The organism is Solibacillus sp. FSL H8-0523 (assembly GCF_038051985.1).
Lineage (GTDB): Bacteria > Bacillota > Bacilli > Bacillales_A > Planococcaceae > Solibacillus.
Genome location: NZ_CP150291.1, coordinates 1,523,481 through 1,540,740 on the forward strand (window position 1 = coordinate 1,523,481; position 17,260 = coordinate 1,540,740).

Here is a 17,260-nt window from a genome sequence, read left to right on the forward strand (position 1 = left end):
CTCACCATTTAGAGCAGGCTTAAAATTATTAATTTTGTAAGTATATAGAAGAACCTCAAACTGTTTTTGATATTATTGCACTTTTTTATTCAATCACGACTGAACCATATTTTGATTCAGCTGAGAGTACATTAGCTCGATCCCCAATAATAGATGATTTTTTATAGTGAATAACAATATCGCCTGATACGCTTTTTACATGTATGTTCGGTTGTTCAATCACTTCTGTCATGCTGATTTGTCCGTCAGTCGTTTCTATTGTATGAACTAATCCTGTAGTTTCTTGAATTGCAACATCACCTGCACTTGTTTTAACTGATAAATTGTCGATTGCGCTTTTAGTGATTGTCAAAGGAGCATCTTTCGTACGAAGTTCAGCATTTGAGGTGGATAGGTTGTTTAGATTTACTAACCCAGCAGCAGTCTCTACCTGTACTGCATCTAGCGTCACATTTTGAATGATAGAATCGCCATCTACTGTGTTTAGTGTAAGTGTTTTACTTTGAGATTGAGGCAATTGTAGGATAATGGTTGGCGCTGAACGAAGCTGAATGTTTTCGTGCCATTTTTTCTTACTTGGTTGCTCTGTAATTAAGAATCTATCGTTTTCTTCTGTTAGTTTCATCATGCCTTTCTTTAATTTATACCCCTGCATTTGAACATGTATTTTATCATCTGGAGAGCTGGTAATAGCGATTTTTAATGCGTCAAGTGACACATTAATATGTGGTTTTGCTTCAAACTCACCAATTGTGATGGTATTTGTAGTTTGTTTCAGAAAAAGAATAGTAGTTACAATGATTGCTCCTAGTATCAGTACAACTAACATTTTTCGAATCATTAGGCCACATCCTTTTCGTCAATATTGCGGATTGATACATAAGCTATACCAATACCAAGAAGTGCTAGTATGACTGGAATTACTATACTATTGGCTAAGCTAAATGTGTCACCGCTATTTGAAACAGTTCCATTAATTAAAAAGCTGATAATGGTAGCTGAGGTAATCGTTGTTGCTGTTGATTTTTTTCGCATTCCAAAAAATAACGGAATTAAAGCGATTGCCCCCATCGTGAATGCGTTAGTTAATGTTTTGGGTAATGTCGCAACTAAATCTTGTAAGGTTACTGTCCCTTCAAATAACCCTAGCGAAGGCTGTAAGAAGTACGTGATAATTTGCATGAGCCAAATACTTGTAAATAAACTGCCTGCAGTGAATAAATAAGTGAGTGCTAACTTAGCAATGAGAAGTTTTTTACGCTTGATCGGATAGGTAAACATGACTTGCATCGTTTTTGTACGAAACTCCGAAATGATAAGGCGAGATAAAATAGTACTTCCAAAAATAATAAAGGTAATATTCGATAAAATGTATACTAGAAACATAAATTCTTGAAATGAACTCATCGCCCCGTCTATATCATTTTTTGCATCTAGTGAAAGTAAGACGACAAAGCCATAAATACTAATAACACAGAAGAAAAAGCTTTTAAAATAACGCCCTATATGGTGTTTATTCCATTCTAATTTTATTAAATTAAGCATGCGGGTTTCCTCCATTTACACGATTTATAAAGTATTCTTCTAAAGATTGATGCATCATTTCAACCTTCTCAACATCAATACCATTTAAGATTAAATGCTTTGTTAATGTGGATGGCTTTTCCTGTACATTTTGAATAGACAAGTTTGTTGTATTTATGATTTGCACCTTAGCATTGAATTTTTCTACTAATAATTGTTTCGCATTTTTCGCATCACTAACGACCATTTCAATTGTGGATTGATGTTTTTTACGTAGGGAATCCATTGGTATTTCCTCAATTAATTTACCGTGATGTAATATGCCAATCGTATCTGCAATTGATTCGATTTCAGTGACGATATGGCTAGAAATTAAAATCGTCATCCCATATTGTTGTTTGAGCATAACAAGCAGCTCCCGTATTTCTTTAATACCGATTGGGTCTAGCCCATTAATTGGCTCATCTAATATTAAAATTTTGGGTTTAGTTACAATGGCGCGGGCAATTGCAAGACGTTGACGCATACCTAAGGAAAATTCCTTTACCTTTTTCTTTTCAACTTGATGTAAACCTACAATCTCTAATACGCTCTTTATACGATTTTGATCTTTAAACCCCATATAAGCACAGTGTATTTTCAAGTTTTTAGAAGCAGTTAGTTCCTCGTAAAAAATCGGATATTCGATGAGACTACCAATGTTTTTTAAGTATTCAATTGAGGTAGCTTGAATTGATTGATTTTGAATTTTAATTTCACCAGAAGTTGGTTTCATTAAATTTAATAGCATTTTCATAATCGTCGTTTTACCCGCTCCGTTTGGACCAAGAAAGCCATAAATTTCTCCTTCTTTAATTGTCATACTTACTTGGTTAATGACAGGTTGTTTTGCAAAACGTTTTGATAATTGATGTGTTTGAATAATAGTATCCATCCGTATGCCTCCCGTTTGTATTACATAATCACAGTGTAAAAGATGAAAGTAAAAATAAAGTAAACAGGCAGGAAAATGTATGTAATTTTTACTTGAAAGGTAACTATGGGAGGAGAAAATTGTTAAAATTGAAATAGAAAAGAGGGAGGGAATCACATGACAGATGATGCAAAAATTTTAGTAGTGGATGATGAAGTAGGCATTTTAAAAATGATTGAAATTACATTGCAAAAAGAGCATTTTATACATATTACAACAGTGACAACGAAAGCGGCAGCACTGCAAGCTATAGCAGAAAAAAATTTCGATATTATTTTACTGGATGTCATGCTACCAGATGGGGATGGCTTTACATTATGTTCAGCTATTCGTCAGCAAACGACAGCACCCATTTTATTTATTAGTGCACGCTCTAGTGATTTTGATAAATTAACAGGGCTAAGTGTAGGTGGCGATGATTATATTACAAAGCCTTTTAATCCACTTGAAGTTGTCGCAAGAATACGAGCGATTTTGCGCCGTCAGCGTGAGTACGAAAAAAAGACAGTACCATTTGAAACGGAAAACTATGTATTTAACACGTTTACTTATTCACCAAATCAGGCTTTATTAACTGTACATGGGAAAGTAGTTCAAGCTACTGCAAAAGAGTTAGAGTTACTACAATTTTTTTGCGATAATCCACTGCGCGTGTTTACAGCCTCACAACTATACGAGCGGGTATGGGGAGAAGATGTATTTGGGGAAGAAAAAACCGTCACAATTCACATTGCGAAACTTCGTAAAAAGTTAGGTGATGATACAAGAAATCCAAGTATTATCGTGAATTTGAGAGGTATTGGCTATAAATTTATTCCTCCAACAGGCGATGAGTTATGAAAATCCAGCAACGCTTTATTTTACATTTACTACTAGGTCTTGTAGCATGGCTAACGCTTGTAGCATTGACAGTGCCTGTCGTAATGGAAGGAATTTTACCTAAACTAGGATTTGGTGATGAAAAATACGAATGGATGATTCTGGTTGTCGTTGGACTTGATACAGTCCTATGCTTCATCTGGTTTGGCTGGTATGTTGGTAGCCCTATATTACTTATTATGAAATGGATTAACCAACTAGCAAATGAGGACTTTTCTCCACTTATTGATTATGGAAAAATATATAAGCGCAATGGAAAATTAAAAATGCGCTTTCGCTTATATCAAGAAGTAATCACGCAACTTGATGATATGCGAGCACAATTGGAGAAAGCAGGGGTAGAGCGCATTCAACTAGAGAAAGCAAAACGAGATTGGATTGCTGGGATCTCTCATGATTTGAAAACGCCATTAACATATATCAAAGGATATTCTACATTGTTACTAAATCCTAATTATCATTGGTCACAAGAAGAGCAACGTAGCTTTATCCAAGAAATTGATGACAAAGGAACACATATGGAGCACCTTGTACAAGACATAAATTTAGCAATACGCTTTGATGGTTCACATTCTGTACCGATTCATAAAACAAGGCAAAACATTATCCTATTTGTGCAACAAATTCTTGCAGATGTAAGCAATGATTTACGTGCACAAAAGCACCAGTTTGAATTGCAAACGGAAACCAAGGATTTTATGATGGAGTATGATCCGAATCTATTAAAACGAGCTTTTCAAAACATTTATATGAACGCAGCAATCCATAATGAAGCAGCAGTTCTCGTTACAACTACAGTGGAGAAACAACAAGATGTGTTAATTATTCATATCCAAGATAATGGGATAGGTATGACAGAGGAAACACAAAAAAATCTATTTCACCGCTATTACCGCGGTACGACGACTGAACAAAAATCTGAAGGAACTGGCTTAGGTATGGCGATTGTGAAAAGTTTAATTGAAGCACATGGAGGTAGTATCACAGTAGAGAGTGAATTACAGCGAGGGACTAAATTCACAATATTATTACCTTTTGAAAAACAGGATTGAGTGTAAGTCTAGCATTTAATAATTCAAAGTCGTTAATATACCAGTTGTGTAGCCGTTGCATCCTTCACCAAATAAGAAAAATTTCCAATAATTGTTGACTCATCTGCCATTCCATGTATATAATCAATTTCAAATTTACAAAAAATCAGTGAAGAAGACAGTAGCTTATCGGAATTTGGCAAAGCGAGTTAGGGATGGTGGGAGCCTAATGCAAAACAGATAAGTGAAACGCACTTTGGAGATGCAACCTGAATCGAGTAGGGAAGGCCGGGGAGACACCTCGTTAACAATGGAAAGCGGTCACAGTATTGTGGCAACTAGAGTGGTACCACGGGAATCGATAGCTCTCGTCTCTTTTATTAGAGACGGGGGCTTTTTTCTATTATTGGGAGGGAAACAAACATGATTGAAACAGTCGCAAATATTATTGGAAGTACACTTGAAGGGGAATTAACAACGTCAGAAATAGCGAGTTTGCTTGAAAAACCGAAGCATCAGCATTTAGGGGATCTCGCATTCCCATGCTTTACACTCGCAAAAAAATTTAGACAAGCACCACAGCAAATTGCACAATCCATTGCGGAGAAAATCAATCATCCATTCATCGAGGATGTTCAAGTAGTAGGTGCCTATATTAATTTCTTTGTCAATCAGGTCGTTGTCACGCAGCAGGTTTTGACGGACATTGTAGGTAAAGGCGACAACTATGCGCAACTAGAAAAAAACGGTCAGCGTGTTGTCATTGATTTTTCATCACCAAATATTGCGAAGCCGTTTTCGATGGGGCATTTGCGTTCAACGGTGATCGGTAATGCGCTCGCGAATATTGCACAAAAGAACGGTTATACGACAATTCGTGTCAATCATTTAGGCGATTGGGGAACACAGTTTGGTAAGCTGATTGTCGCTTACCACATGTGGGGTTCAAAAGAAGCGATTGACAAAGCACCGATTCAAGAGCTGTTAAAATTATATGTAAAGTTTCATGACGAAGCAGAACAAAATGAAACACTGAATGCAGATGCACGTGCGGCCTTTAAAGCATTGGAGGATGAAGACGCTGAAGCATTAGCGCTATGGGAATGGTTCAAAAATGCATCGCTTGAAGAGTTCAAAGGAATTTATGAACAGCTTGGTATTACGTTTGATTCGTTTGAAGGTGAGGCTTTCTATAATGACAAAATGCAAGCGGTGGTGGATGAGCTAATTACGAAACAGTTATTGACTGTGTCAGACGGGGCGAATGTGGTGGAGCTAGAACATATGCCACCATGTCTAATCACGAAGCAGGACGGGGCAACACTATATGCGACACGTGATTTAGCGGCTGCCTTTTATCGCCAGCATCACTATACGCCTGAAAAAATCTTCTATGTTGTTGGCAATGAGCAAAGCCTGCATTTCAAGCAAGTGTTTAACGTGATCGACAAGATGGGCTATCCTTGGGCAAAAGACTTACAGCACATCCCGTTTGGCATGATACTAAAGGATGGTAAGAAAATGTCTACGCGTAAAGGTAGAGTAATTTTATTAAAAGATGTGCTCGACGAGGCAATTCAAACGGCGAAACAAAATATTCTAGACAAAAATCCAGCGTTGCCAAATCTTGAAGAAGTCGCACAGCAAGTCGGTGTTGGCGCGGTTATTTTTAATGATTTGAAAAATTTCCGTTTGAATGATATTGAATTTTCGTTAGAACAAATGATGAATTTTGAAGGTGAAACAGGTCCCTATGTGCAATATACAGTTGCACGTATTTCGTCACTGTTGGAAAAAGCTGCATTCACGCCAACTAATGTGGTATTAAAGGAACTAGAGGAGCAGGCTTGGTCAACGATTGTTTGCTTGCAGGACTACCCAAAGGCCCTACAGGAGGCTTATGAACAAGCAGATCCATCGATTGTTGCAAAGTATGTACTGCAGCTTGCGAGAGCGTTTAATAAATATTACGGGAACACAAAAATTTTAGTAGAGGATGCGGCAAGGGAGAGTCGTTTGGTATTGTGCTATAGTGTTACGACTGTGTTGAAGGACGGGCTAAAGTTGTTAGGATTGCAGGCGCCTAGGAATATGTAGTTGTATTAGTTTAAAGGGAGCACTTCTCAAGAAGGAGAAGTGCTATTTGTTAATTCCCTTCAATCTCGGTTAGGTTTAATCATAATCTCGAATAATCAAATCAGAGGAAATCGGCTTAAGCCCAAGCTCTCTAGCCCAAATGGATAATTGTCCAATATGATGAATTTCATGCGTTATCATATGGGCTAGGATCTTTTTTTGAGTAAAGTGTAAAATCGTACCATCACGTCGTTTGACTTCAATTATATTATTTTCATATTGTGAAGGTAATTGTTCAATAAAGGATTCAGTATGAAATTTTACAAAATCAGAGTATGTGCATATCTCACTTAAGGCGTTAATAGCCGTTCGATTTTCAAAAATGATCGGTTTTTCAACGAGTGAATTTAACCAAAGCAATTCACAGTCAACGATATGTATCAAAGTTTCTCGTATGCTTTTCATTCCGCCAATACGCTCTTTATGAAATTCTTCTTCAGATATCGTTTGACACCAATTTAGCCAATCTTCACGCACCTGCCAATTATAAAGAAATAAAGATAACATGTTGCACCTCGTTTTATTAAAATAAAATAGAATAGTAAGAAAATTATAGCTAATTGGAGGGTTCATGTGAAGCACAAGATAATATTCTTTGACGTAGATGGAACGATTACAAATTATAAGGACGGGACCATTCCCAAAAGTACAAAAACGGCGATTAAACAGCTATTAAACAATGGTTTTCAAGTGGTAGCAGCGACTGGAAGGCCACTATCAATGTGTGAAGAAATCGCCAAACTGGGTGTTGAAACATTTATTACAGCTAATGGTGCCTACGTTACACACCGGGGGACATGCATTCATAAAATTGTATTACCTCGTGAAACGGTTCAATCGTTTAGCACTTTTGCATTACAACAACAAAATGCCCTTACTTTTTATTCGGAAAGCTTACATATGAATGAGGTACAAAAGCCTAAGGTATTGCAGGCATTATATGAAACATTGCGTTTAGAGGAATTTCCGCCAATCAACAAGGAACTAGATCGTAACGAGACCTATTTGCTCTGTTTGTTTGCTGATGATGTGGAAATTGAAAAATACAATGCCGAATTTCCTACAATCCAGTTTAAACGCTGGCATCCGTATATTGTGAATGTACTCGAAGAAGAGGTTTCAAAGTCCGTGGCAATAAAAAAAGTGCTCGATTATTTTGGATTGACTAAGGAAGAGGCAATCGCTTTTGGTGATGGAGAAAATGATATTGATATGCTGGAACTTGTCGATATCGGAATTGCGATGGGCAATGCAAGTGAAGCATTAAAATCAATCGCTCATTATGTGACGAAAGATTCAAGTGAGGATGGTATTGCATTGGCGTTAAAGAAGTATGAATTTATTTGAGTTTTAAATCGATTTGTATAAGGTTCGAGGCACGTTGCAGGCAGCTTTTGTATTAGGAATGATTATTGGGCTTTTTTGTCGAACCAGATTCTAATGAGCTAATAGATATTGTATACATTATGTAAGGAGATGATTTTTTTGGTTAGCTTGTTGGAAAACACCTTTCAAATATCAGCGATAATCCTTTTCTTGTGTGCAATCTATTATTATAGACACTTTAAAATAACTAAGAAAAAACGAACACTAACCGCATTTGAATTTTCAATCTACATTCTAACTAAAATTGCGTTATATCTTTTTGCAGCTAGTTATATGCTTTTATTATTAAACGGTAATTTTAGTAGATAATATGTAACGGTTGTTTGAATGGCGTGCCTAGGCGCCTAGGAATATGGAGTTGTATACATGAATGGAGATAGCACTTCGAAATAGGATGAAGTGCTATTTAATTTTGTTTAACTAACACGTGCATCGTTTGAGCCGCATTTATTTTTCCAGCTCATCAATCCGCTTCTGTAATTGCGCCACTTGTTTTTCGAGCGCAGTAATTTGCAGCTGCTCGTTGCTATGTTTCTTGGCATTTTTCTTATAGGTCATATAAAAGATGATAGCTAACGCAACTGGAATAACGACAAATAAGCCCGCTATAATCAGTGTGGCGAAAAGATCGCCTAAATTAACCTGTGTAGCACCTGAAGACATCGTTTGTTCCTCCGTTTCAATGAGCGTGCGAACTTGCTCTAATCTATTTTTTCTGAATATACTAATAGTATGGGGGATTCACACTCATTTTTCTAGCGTCTTTTCACGTAAATTTAGAAAGGTAGATGACATGAACAGTACAACATATTTAGCAAGTAATTTTCCAGTGGATTATGATCTGGATGCGATTACTCGGGTTTTTGAGCAATGAATCCACCTGTAAATCAAAATACTTCCTAAATTTTTGTAACGAATTGTTTACATAAGAGTCTAATGAGTAGGAGGTGTTTGGATGAAAGCTATGAAAAGTCTCGTCTTGATGATCATGTGCTCGATGCTGTTAGCTTCGTGCAATAGGATCAATCCCCTTAACGATTGTCCGCCGAATACAATTATTGAATGGGTGGATCTACTCATGATTGGTGATATAAAGTACGAACATCATTTTCCAGAACCAGCGCACGAAAATATGCCGATAACGATTGAAAAGGGCAAAGAGCTTGGGAAAGTGACCTACAGAATGGCCGACAGTGCATGCTCTAACCACAAGATGCAAAATGGTCATGCAGCATTTTTAACTGAAGGCACAAGCATTTATGAAATCAAAGGCTATCCGAGCGCGTTGATGGTAGTGGCAGATGATGTTGTCTATGTAGCGAGCGAAAATAAACAGGCAAAAACGGCTGGAGACCTGTACCCGATCGATCAGTTGGTAAAGAATATTCATATTGAAAGTACCGAAGATGGAACGCGTATGCATACATTTTCACAGGCCTCAGTGGATCAATTTATCGCCGCATTTACTAAACTGAAATTACAGGATGTACAGTCATTAAATAAAGCAGGTAAGCTCGACGGTACGCGTATATTTTTAGACATTGAACTAAATAACGGTGTGTCGTTTAGACAACTGTATTGGATGGATTCGAATGTATTCCATGACGGCGCTATAGGAAACGATGAAATCAAGGCCATTATTAACGATGAGTTATTCCAAATGAAAAAATGATGAACCCACGATTCATAACACATTTTGGTTAACATTTTCTTTCATGTTAATTGTGTGGAGCATTGTGGTTTCGTCGTTGTTGGATGGGGAATATGAATTTTTGGACCAGGTTGAATCTATAAGATGAATAGCACCATAAATCTAATAGTTGAAGGGACTTATTTATTTGGACAAATATAATCACTTGATTCATCAAATTCAAAGGGGTTACCAAAAACATATTAAAACAAGACCCTATATCGTTGCGCTAGATGGGCTATCGGGAGCTGGAAAAACGACACTTGTAAAACATCTGAATGACAATCTTAATAATATCGTAATCATTCATATTGATGATCATATTGTTGAAAGATCCAAACGGTATAATACAGGACACGAAGAATGGTTTGAATACTATCAATTGCAGTGGGATGTCCAATTTTTAAAAGAACAGTTATATCAAAAATTACAACAAAATGCATCACTTTTAAATTTGCCCTTTTATCAAAAAGAACAGGATACACATATCAATAAAACAGTACACGTATCAACAAACAACATCGTAATTATCGAAGGTATCTTTCTTTTACGGGACGAATGGCGAAATTTTTATGATTACATTATTTTCTTAGATTGTCCAAAAGAACTAAGATATGAACGTGTACTTCAACGTGATACATATATTGGGGATGTAGAAGCAAGGTTTGAGAAATATAACAATAGATATTGGGTGGCAGAAGAATACTATTTGAAAATGCAACAACCCTATGAACTTGCTCATACGATTCAATATTCTAAAAAATAATAAAATGGAAGTAAGTTTTGACTGAGTGCGCCCTGGATAAAAATATCGATTTCATAGTTCATAAAAACCTCCTAAAAGGTGAAAATATAAATTTTTTAATTCACTTTTTTTTCCTCTTTTATTATTTTAAGCTAATAATACCGAACTTGAAAATCAAGCATAGAAGGGTGTCATCTAATGGAAAATATAATTGAAAAAGCGTCAATTATAGCTAAAGAGGCTGTCATTGAAGCGGGTAATTTAGCAAAAAGTAAATTTGGACAAACGTACGAAGTTGATTATAAAGGTGTTAACGAAGATTTGGTTACAGAAATAGATATAATGGCTGAGGCAATAATCGTGAGTGCTATTAATAAACATTTTCCTACACATAAAATTCAAAGCGAAGAAATGGGGGCCAATGGTAAAGATAGTGATTGGCTTTGGCAAATAGATCCACTAGATGGAACAAATAATTTTGCAATAGGGCTCCCTGTTTTTTCTTCTTCAATAGTATTGCTACATAAAAATATTCCGGTATTGGCGGTTATTTATGAGCCAATGATTAATAGACTCTTTTTCTCTACTCTAAATGGAGGCACCTATTGTAATGACAAATCTATAAAGATGAAAGACAATGAGAAATCTAAAAAATTGAGCGTTGGATGGATTCAAGGTCATGAAGTTCAAAACGATAAAAAAGCATTAAATTTGAGACAATATATAGACTTAAATTGCAAGCGGATGATACGACTTTGGGCACCAACAATACAATGGTGTATGTTAGCTAACGGAGATTTAGATGGGATTATTTTATACAATTCACCTGGAGAGGATTTATTACCAGGAATCCTTATGGTAAAGGAAGCTGGAGGAATAGTAATTGATTACGAGGGAAATGATGCTACTGGTTTAGAGGAATTCCCATATTTAATTGCTTGTCATCCAAATAAGAAAGAAATTTTGATGGATTTAGTTAATGAAGGATAAAAAAAAGAATCGATCGGCGGGTGGAATTAGTCTGAATGCTAATTTAATGATGATGAGTACGAATGCAATAACCGCAGCGTCCTTTACATTTTTCATTGACGTGCCTCTCTTCGTATGAAATTTCCTCACTAAAGAATCGGAATATCCATTTTCCAAATAGTAATCTACTATATTAAAGTATAGAGCCCACCAGCAATGTGACAAAGCTAGTGGGTTTATTGTATAACGATTATTTCACGTATTCTTCTCGTAAAATGGAACAATGAACGGTATCTGTTAACACACCATTCACCATTCTATTTTTTCGGAGCACACCGTCGCGTTGCATACCCGCACGTGTTAATAATTTCCCTGATGCCTCGTTGCGAACATCGAATTCTGCATAAGCTCTAGCTAGCTGAACCTTGTTAAAAATAATGTCTAAAACTAAATCGATAGCCTCTGACATATAGCCATTTCCCCAATATTCTCGCGTTAACGTGTAACCTAACTCTGCGTTTTGATCGTATTCCTTTATACGGAACTCGAAAGTACCAATCATTTTCTTCGTATCATTTAATTCCACTGCATATTTGCAATATGGTTCTTGTAAATAATAATTCGTCAGTAATCTTTCTGTTTGGTCAATATCTTTATGTGCGGCATAAAGATAACGTGTCGCTTCCTCATCTGCTGTGAATTCAAATAAATCTTTTAAATCCTCCATTCTAAATGGGCGTAATGTAATTCTTTTGCCATGTAGCGTTCTATATTGTTCGGGAATATTTGCTGTATCATCCATTGTCTAAGTCATTCTCCATTTCTAGATTGTTTTAATTGTGGAATAATATTAATATTCCTAATTTTAGCATAATGTTTTTTCGCCGTCCGAAAAATTTTATATATTTTAGAAATGAAGAGGGTTCATAAATGGTATTAAAATTAATGTATCATCTATATCACTATTTCAAAATAAAGGAAAACAAAGCGTGCAAGACGAATAAGAAATAACATGAGTACCAATGTTTATTCGATTCGGAGGAGAAGAAACATGAGCTATATTGAAAATCTACGAAAAGTTGTTGGTAACGAACCATTAATTTTAGTCGGCGTTGCGGTTGCAGTCATAAACGACAACGGCCAAATTCTATTACAAAAACGTCAGGACGGGATTTGGGGTGTTCCGGGTGGCTTTATGGAACTAGGGGAATCGACAGAAGAAGCCGGTAGAAGAGAAGTGTTAGAAGAAACCGGACTTGAAATTGGAAAGCTTGATTTAGTCGGTGTGTTTTCAGGCAAGCAGCATTTTGTGAGGCTACCAAACGGTGATGAATTTTATCCTGTGACTGTTGCTTATATGGCAAAAGATATTATAGGTGGTGTCCTTCAAGCAGACGGCCAAGAAACGACGGAAGCCAAGTTTTTTAACTTGAATGAATTACCGGAACAACTAAATCCTTTGATTAAAAACATAGTTCAACAATATGCGCCGACGATTTAAATGTAACGGATTGGAGGTATGTGATGATTCATTTTGACGAATACGGGGACCGTAATAACCCGACGATTTTGTTACTGCACGGAGCAACGGCTGTCGATACGTTTACGCAGCAATATCAAGCCTTACATAACTATCATCTTATTGTGCCACATTTGTATGGCGCGGGTGAATCTGTCACAATTTCATACGAGCCGAACAAGTTGACCAAAGAAATTGTTGCACTCATTCAGTTATTGAATAAGCCACAAATTATCATAATGGGCCATTCGATTGGGGCGCAGCTTGCAGTCATGCTGGTTGCTAAACATCCTGATTTGTTTTCGCGTGCCATATTTTTAAGTGCATGGGTTCTTCCAAATGAAAAGTCAATCCGAATGTACTGTAAAACCGCGCCTTTAACCGTGAAATTATTACGCTATAATTGGATTGTGAATATGCAAGCGAAGTATTGGCATTACACAAAGCAGCAGGCACAGTACATGGCGGATTACGCTCAAAAATTAACTGTGGAAAACTATCAAGCCTTTTTCAAACAAACAGTGAATATAAAGGACTTTCCAGAATATGAGGATGTAAATATTCCGATGCTCGCGATTTGTGGTCAGCGTGAAAGTAAGGATATTAAAAATTCACTTGCATTACTAGCTCAAAATCCTTCATGCCAGACCATGATTTTATCAAGAGCGGGGCATGATTTTCCGATGCGCTGTGCAGGTGAATTGAATGCGATTTTAAAAACTTTTTTAATCAACGCTTAAACTAACACACCTAAAGAGTTTACAAAATAGAGGGAAATCAAATAAGGAGGGGAATACTTCTATGAAAATCATTCAACAATTTGAATTCGGGTCAGCCGATGTTTTAAAGGTCATGCAATGTGAGCCACCACAATTTGCAGACGGTGAAGTATTAATAAAAGGTGCTTATACAAGCATTAATTTCGCTGATATTAAAAATCGAACGGGAGCAAAGGCAAAAGGGGCATTTCCAATTACTCTTGGTCTAGATATGGTAGGTACAATAACCGAAAGTCGCTCTACCCAATTTCAAGCAGGAGACCGAGTAATTGCCTTTCCAAAGAACGGCTCATACGCTGAATTAGCGGTAGCTCATGAAAGCTTAACGTATAAAATACCAGATACCCTTTCATTTGAACAGGCTGCAGCAATGCCAACCGTTAGTTTTTTAGCAGCTATATTAGTCGGAAAAGTGGGTGCAGTTACTGAAGAGGATACGGTAATTATTCACAGTGCAGCAGGAGGTGTCGGGTCAATGCTTGTTCAACTGTGCAAAGAAAAACAATGCCGTAAAATCATCGCAACGGTAGGCTCTCTTGAAAAATTAGATTATGTAAAAGAACTAGGGGCCGATGTGGTTTGTACGTATGAAGATTTTGTTGATACCACGCTAGAAGCTACAAATCAAAAAGGGGCAACTATTATTTTTGATTCTGTTGCTGGAAATATAACAGCGGATATTTTACGTTGTCTTGCACCATTTGGTACACTTGTTCAATTTGGAAATAGCAGCGGTAAAAAAGGAACATTTTCAACAAGTGATGTTCATAGTAGTTGTCGCTCTGTGAAGGGTTTTAGCTTGGGGACAACACGTAAATTAAAACCTGAAATTATTCGTCCATTTGCTGAAAAAATGATTGATCAATTTGCTAGCCAATCACTTCACCTAAATATTGATCGAATCTTTCCTTTAGAAAATGTTACTCAGGCACATCAATATTTTGAACAACGTCAACATAATGGCAAAATATTATTGAAATTAAATCCAGAACAATATTTACATATAAAAAACACTATTTTGTAAATGGAGTGATGACATGTTTCCAATATTAGAAACAGAGCGTTTAGTATTACGAGAAGTTGTACCTGAAGATGCAGAAAATATTTATGCGTATTTTTCAAATGAAGACGTGACAAAGCATTACGGAATGAATGCATTTACCGACCTGCAAGAGGCGGAGGCGTTAGTGCAAAACTTTGCGACGAGCTTTCATAACAAACGAGCGATCCGCTGGGCGATTGAACGAAAAGAAAAAGCAGGGTTAATCGGAACCATTGGCTTTAATTTGTGGCAGCCGCTACATAAGCGCGCGGAAATTGGCTACGAGCTGCATCCTGATTTTTGGCGATTAGGTTATGTTTCAGAGGCAATCGATCGTGTAGTAGAATATGGCTTTAACGAACTCGGCTTAACAAGAATTGGAGCTATCGTCTATCTTGAAAATGTGGCATCCAACCAATTGCTACTAAAAAATGGCTTTGAATTAGAGGGCAAGTTAAGAAATTTTATGTACCAAAATGATATCGCATATGATGTGAATATGTTTTCAAAAGTAGTGCGTTAATCGAAAAAGGTGCGGTTTCGTTGTCATAAACGAAACCGCACCTTTTTCAATACTACAGGATTATTTTATAAGTTAATCGTTTCCATAAAGGCTTAATAAATTGCGCCCTGTGTTTTTCGACTGGTAGAGTGCCTGGTCTGCAAGGTCTAATAATGTAAGCAGTTCTTTTACTTCGCAATCATTTAGTGATGCAACACCCATACTAATCGTAAGCCTCACACACATTTCGGCGGTTTGAAATTCAAAATTAGTAATATGCGAAAACAGTTGTTGGAAATAATGTTCGGCATTTGGTTGCTGCGGTACAAGAATAACAAATTCATCCCCTGCGTAGCGTGCGAATAAACAGTCTTCTGGTAACACATCTGAAACAACGTTCGCTAGCTGTTGAATCGCCAAATCCCCAACAATATGGCCAAATCGGTCGTTTATTGATTTGAAATGGTCGATATCGATAATGGTACAATACATATTTTGATTCGTTTGACACGCTTCTTCGACTAATTTTGCCCCGAATTTTTCTAAATAACGTCGATTAGGTACTGAAGTAAGCCCATCTACGTATACAAGCTGCTTCATGCTGTCTAAATCGATTTCCTTAATAACTTTAATCGTTTCATTCGTTACACGTTTCTTTTGCGTGTCCAGCAATTTTTTGTTGAACGCTTTTGCGTAATGCAGTGCTGCTTGATAGTTACCTGTATTTTCATGGGCTGTTATTAAGTTTTCTAAAATCATCGTTAAGAACGGCTCTTCCTCCGTTTTTATGATAAAGGTAAACGCCGCTTCTAATTCGGTGATGGCCTCACTGTAATGACCTAACTCGTTGAAGTATCGGCCCTTCATGCATTGGTAGTACATTTGTTCACGTTTATGTTTATCGATTGCTGGAATCGATTCAAATGCTTCGAATAAGGGTTCAATTGTATTGATTTGCTTCCATTCTAATTGAATCGCCATTAAATTTAAGTAATAGGCCGCTTCAGACATCGTGGTTTTAATTTCCGGATCTTTTTCAAATGCCTGTTTCACCTCAATGGACACCTCGTAAGCATGTTCAAAGTCCTTAATTAAAATATATACCGCCTGTAAATTTAGCAGGCAAATTAGATAACGTTTCGTATCGTTCAACTTCTTTGCCATCGTAATGGCATCTTGGTAATAACTAATCGCGGATGGTTCATCGCCAATTGAGGAGCTGATAAAGGCAAGGTAAACATTGAGCTTTAGTTGATTGAGCTCATTACCGTGCTCATTGCACATCGATTTATATTCAGGCATGTAGTTATATAATTCCTTCACGCGTCCTAAATTCGCAAGGTTTTGACAAATCCAACCTAAGCAATCTAAGACACGGTCGAATTTTTGGATCGTCTCATACTCTGTTTTTAATATTCGGAAATAGCTTAAACCCTCTTCAAATTTTGCTAATGCATGCATGCTTTTTGCATATTCGAACTTTTCTTCTAAAGTTGCTAAGGTGTCAAATTCTAGTTGTTGTATTTGTGTAAGCATGCGTGTCTAACTCCTTCTTAAATCAGTATTCAATAGTTATAAATATAAGAAAATTTAATTATATCATAGAGTGATTAGTTCGAAAGTTGTTATATTTGTAAAATTTGTGAAATAAAATGATTCCTATTGAGATTAGAGACATGCACTTTACGAACGGTCCACAAACCGCTAGATTTAACTGTATACAATTGATTAGGCGAGCAAAAGGAGAACGACATGGACTTCATATTAGAGTATAAATGGCTTTTTTTAATCATGGGCGAAGTAGTGTTTACACTGTGCGCCGCTGCGTTTTTATTATTGCGTTATTGGTATCAGCTAGAGAAATTGAGTATCATCGTGTTTATTATTTTCCTCGTCAATGATCTATGGATTGCGTTTTTAGCGGTGATGGATTATCAGCGGACGGGTGAATTTTCTTGGTATCAAATTATTGCGGTGGTGTTTATTCTTTACGCCTTGACGCTTGGAAAGTCGGATATGAAAAAGCTGGATGAAGTGATTAAGCGTAAAGTGGCGGAAAAGCGTGGGGTTACGGTGGAGTGAGGG

At 36.8% G+C, this 17,260-nt stretch carries 19 protein-coding genes and 1 other annotated feature; of the genes, 12 read left to right on the forward strand and 7 right to left on the reverse strand.

Translation table 11 applies throughout. The features are described 5' to 3' along the window. Positions 1 to 85: 85 nt before the first annotated feature. From NSQ62_RS07345 to NSQ62_RS07355, 3 genes are read right to left on the reverse strand one after another with little or no spacing between them, the layout of a single operon-like run. Positions 86 to 841, reverse strand: coding sequence for a DUF4097 family beta strand repeat-containing protein (locus tag NSQ62_RS07345; RefSeq protein WP_341323277.1), 756 nt, complete (start codon positions 839 to 841; stop codon positions 86 to 88). After that, entirely contained in the window at positions 841 to 1,545 is a 705-nt protein-coding gene (locus NSQ62_RS07350) for an ABC transporter permease (RefSeq protein WP_341323278.1), read from the reverse strand. The genes NSQ62_RS07345 and NSQ62_RS07350 overlap by 1 nt, the downstream gene beginning before the upstream one ends. After that, positions 1,538 to 2,458, reverse strand: coding sequence for an ABC transporter ATP-binding protein (locus tag NSQ62_RS07355; RefSeq protein WP_341323279.1), 921 nt, complete (start codon positions 2,456 to 2,458; stop codon positions 1,538 to 1,540). The genes NSQ62_RS07350 and NSQ62_RS07355 overlap by 8 nt, the downstream gene beginning before the upstream one ends. Positions 2,459 to 2,614: 156 nt before the next feature. Here NSQ62_RS07355 and NSQ62_RS07360 point away from each other — a divergent pair, with 156 nt between their 5' ends. The 3 genes from NSQ62_RS07360 to argS all read left to right on the forward strand — a co-directional run bounded on the left by NSQ62_RS07360 (position 2,615) and on the right by argS (position 6,504). After that, positions 2,615 to 3,337, forward strand: a complete 723-nt coding sequence (locus NSQ62_RS07360; protein WP_341323280.1) for a response regulator transcription factor — start codon at positions 2,615 to 2,617, stop codon at positions 3,335 to 3,337. Next, positions 3,334 to 4,428, forward strand: a complete 1,095-nt coding sequence (locus NSQ62_RS07365) for a HAMP domain-containing sensor histidine kinase (protein WP_341323281.1) — start codon at positions 3,334 to 3,336, stop codon at positions 4,426 to 4,428. The genes NSQ62_RS07360 and NSQ62_RS07365 overlap by 4 nt, the downstream gene beginning before the upstream one ends. Positions 4,429 to 4,567: 139 nt before the next feature. After that, positions 4,568 to 4,786: a binding site (T-box leader), on the forward strand. A 44-nt stretch (positions 4,787 to 4,830) separates the two neighbouring features. Further along, positions 4,831 to 6,504: an arginine--tRNA ligase gene (gene argS / locus NSQ62_RS07370; RefSeq protein ID WP_341323282.1), complete on the forward strand. Its 1,674-nt coding sequence runs from the start codon at positions 4,831 to 4,833 to the stop codon at positions 6,502 to 6,504. A gap of 75 nt (positions 6,505 to 6,579) precedes the next feature. Here the strand turns inward: argS and NSQ62_RS07375 are convergent, their stop codons facing one another. After that, positions 6,580 to 7,050 (reverse strand): DinB family protein, encoded by a 471-nt coding sequence (locus tag NSQ62_RS07375; RefSeq protein WP_341323283.1) that lies wholly within the window; start codon positions 7,048 to 7,050, stop codon positions 6,580 to 6,582. Between the two features lie 66 nt (positions 7,051 to 7,116). Between NSQ62_RS07375 and NSQ62_RS07380 the strand changes: the two genes are divergently transcribed. After that, entirely contained in the window at positions 7,117 to 7,890 is a 774-nt protein-coding gene (locus tag NSQ62_RS07380; protein ID WP_341323284.1) for a Cof-type HAD-IIB family hydrolase, read from the forward strand. 486 nt (positions 7,891 to 8,376) lie between these two features. Here the strand turns inward: NSQ62_RS07380 and NSQ62_RS07385 are convergent, their stop codons facing one another. Further along, entirely contained in the window at positions 8,377 to 8,592 is a 216-nt protein-coding gene (locus NSQ62_RS07385) for a hypothetical protein (RefSeq protein ID WP_341323285.1), read from the reverse strand. Between the two features lie 292 nt (positions 8,593 to 8,884). Between NSQ62_RS07385 and NSQ62_RS07390 the strand changes: the two genes are divergently transcribed. The 3 genes from NSQ62_RS07390 (at position 8,885) to NSQ62_RS07400 (ending at position 11,354) form a co-directional block, all read left to right on the forward strand. After that, a complete protein-coding gene (locus NSQ62_RS07390) occupies positions 8,885 to 9,601 on the forward strand; it encodes a hypothetical protein (RefSeq protein WP_341323286.1) in 717 nt (238 codons plus the stop codon). A 166-nt stretch (positions 9,602 to 9,767) separates the two neighbouring features. Then, positions 9,768 to 10,385, forward strand: a complete 618-nt coding sequence (locus NSQ62_RS07395) for a kinase (RefSeq protein ID WP_341323287.1) — start codon at positions 9,768 to 9,770, stop codon at positions 10,383 to 10,385. A 177-nt stretch (positions 10,386 to 10,562) separates the two neighbouring features. Beyond that, entirely contained in the window at positions 10,563 to 11,354 is a 792-nt protein-coding gene (locus NSQ62_RS07400; protein ID WP_341323288.1) for an inositol monophosphatase family protein, read from the forward strand. A gap of 229 nt (positions 11,355 to 11,583) precedes the next feature. Here NSQ62_RS07400 and NSQ62_RS07405 read toward each other — a convergent pair whose 3' ends face one another. Further along, positions 11,584 to 12,135 carry a GNAT family N-acetyltransferase gene (locus NSQ62_RS07405; RefSeq protein ID WP_341323289.1) on the reverse strand — a complete coding sequence of 184 codons (552 nt, stop codon included), beginning with the start codon at positions 12,133 to 12,135 and terminating at the stop codon, positions 11,584 to 11,586. A 249-nt stretch (positions 12,136 to 12,384) separates the two neighbouring features. On the opposite strand from NSQ62_RS07405, the gene NSQ62_RS07410 reads away from it, so the two are divergent. The 4 genes from NSQ62_RS07410 (at position 12,385) to NSQ62_RS07425 (ending at position 15,196) form a co-directional block, all read left to right on the forward strand. After that, positions 12,385 to 12,834, forward strand: coding sequence for an NUDIX hydrolase (locus NSQ62_RS07410; RefSeq protein WP_341323290.1), 450 nt, complete (start codon positions 12,385 to 12,387; stop codon positions 12,832 to 12,834). Between the two features lie 23 nt (positions 12,835 to 12,857). Continuing rightward, complete coding sequence (locus NSQ62_RS07415; protein ID WP_341323291.1) at positions 12,858 to 13,592, forward strand: alpha/beta hydrolase; 735 nt, start codon at positions 12,858 to 12,860, stop codon at positions 13,590 to 13,592. A gap of 61 nt (positions 13,593 to 13,653) precedes the next feature. Beyond that, entirely contained in the window at positions 13,654 to 14,655 is a 1,002-nt protein-coding gene (locus NSQ62_RS07420) for a zinc-binding alcohol dehydrogenase family protein (RefSeq protein WP_341323292.1), read from the forward strand. A 13-nt stretch (positions 14,656 to 14,668) separates the two neighbouring features. Then, positions 14,669 to 15,196, forward strand: coding sequence for a GNAT family N-acetyltransferase (locus tag NSQ62_RS07425; protein ID WP_341323293.1), 528 nt, complete (start codon positions 14,669 to 14,671; stop codon positions 15,194 to 15,196). Positions 15,197 to 15,268: 72 nt separating this feature from the next. Here the strand turns inward: NSQ62_RS07425 and NSQ62_RS07430 are convergent, their stop codons facing one another. Then, the gene (locus NSQ62_RS07430; RefSeq protein WP_341323294.1) at positions 15,269 to 16,711 is read right to left on the reverse strand and encodes a GGDEF domain-containing protein; all 1,443 of its coding nucleotides are present in this window, start codon (positions 16,709 to 16,711) and stop codon (positions 15,269 to 15,271) included. A 216-nt stretch (positions 16,712 to 16,927) separates the two neighbouring features. On the opposite strand from NSQ62_RS07430, the gene NSQ62_RS07435 reads away from it, so the two are divergent. Further along, on the forward strand, positions 16,928 to 17,257 hold the full coding sequence (locus NSQ62_RS07435; protein ID WP_341323295.1) for a hypothetical protein: 330 nt from the start codon (positions 16,928 to 16,930) through the stop codon (positions 17,255 to 17,257). Positions 17,258 to 17,260 lie beyond the last annotated feature (3 nt).

Excerpts from the sequence above, each read along its gene's own strand:
- NSQ62_RS07415 (WP_341323291.1), top strand. The coding sequence starts at position 12,858 with ATGATTCATTTTGACGAATACGGGGACCGTAATAACCCGACGATTTTG.
- NSQ62_RS07420 (WP_341323292.1), top strand. The coding sequence starts at position 13,654 with ATGAAAATCATTCAACAATTTGAATTCGGGTCAGCCGATGTTTTAAAG.
- NSQ62_RS07430 (WP_341323294.1), bottom strand. The coding sequence starts at position 16,711 with ATGCTTACACAAATACAACAACTAGAATTTGACACCTTAGCAACTTTA.
- NSQ62_RS07390 (WP_341323286.1), top strand. The coding sequence starts at position 8,885 with ATGAAAGCTATGAAAAGTCTCGTCTTGATGATCATGTGCTCGATGCTG.
- NSQ62_RS07435 (WP_341323295.1), top strand. The coding sequence starts at position 16,928 with ATGGACTTCATATTAGAGTATAAATGGCTTTTTTTAATCATGGGCGAA.
- NSQ62_RS07405 (WP_341323289.1), bottom strand. The coding sequence starts at position 12,135 with ATGGATGATACAGCAAATATTCCCGAACAATATAGAACGCTACATGGC.
- NSQ62_RS07350 (WP_341323278.1), bottom strand. The coding sequence starts at position 1,545 with ATGCTTAATTTAATAAAATTAGAATGGAATAAACACCATATAGGGCGT.
- NSQ62_RS07345 (WP_341323277.1), bottom strand. The coding sequence starts at position 841 with ATGATTCGAAAAATGTTAGTTGTACTGATACTAGGAGCAATCATTGTA.
- NSQ62_RS07365 (WP_341323281.1), top strand. The coding sequence starts at position 3,334 with ATGAAAATCCAGCAACGCTTTATTTTACATTTACTACTAGGTCTTGTA.
- NSQ62_RS07360 (WP_341323280.1), top strand. The coding sequence starts at position 2,615 with ATGACAGATGATGCAAAAATTTTAGTAGTGGATGATGAAGTAGGCATT.
- argS (WP_341323282.1), top strand. The coding sequence starts at position 4,831 with ATGATTGAAACAGTCGCAAATATTATTGGAAGTACACTTGAAGGGGAA.
- NSQ62_RS07425 (WP_341323293.1), top strand. The coding sequence starts at position 14,669 with ATGTTTCCAATATTAGAAACAGAGCGTTTAGTATTACGAGAAGTTGTA.
- NSQ62_RS07375 (WP_341323283.1), bottom strand. The coding sequence starts at position 7,050 with ATGTTATCTTTATTTCTTTATAATTGGCAGGTGCGTGAAGATTGGCTA.
- NSQ62_RS07385 (WP_341323285.1), bottom strand. The coding sequence starts at position 8,592 with ATGTCTTCAGGTGCTACACAGGTTAATTTAGGCGATCTTTTCGCCACA.
- NSQ62_RS07410 (WP_341323290.1), top strand. The coding sequence starts at position 12,385 with ATGAGCTATATTGAAAATCTACGAAAAGTTGTTGGTAACGAACCATTA.
- NSQ62_RS07400 (WP_341323288.1), top strand. The coding sequence starts at position 10,563 with ATGGAAAATATAATTGAAAAAGCGTCAATTATAGCTAAAGAGGCTGTC.
- NSQ62_RS07355 (WP_341323279.1), bottom strand. The coding sequence starts at position 2,458 with ATGGATACTATTATTCAAACACATCAATTATCAAAACGTTTTGCAAAA.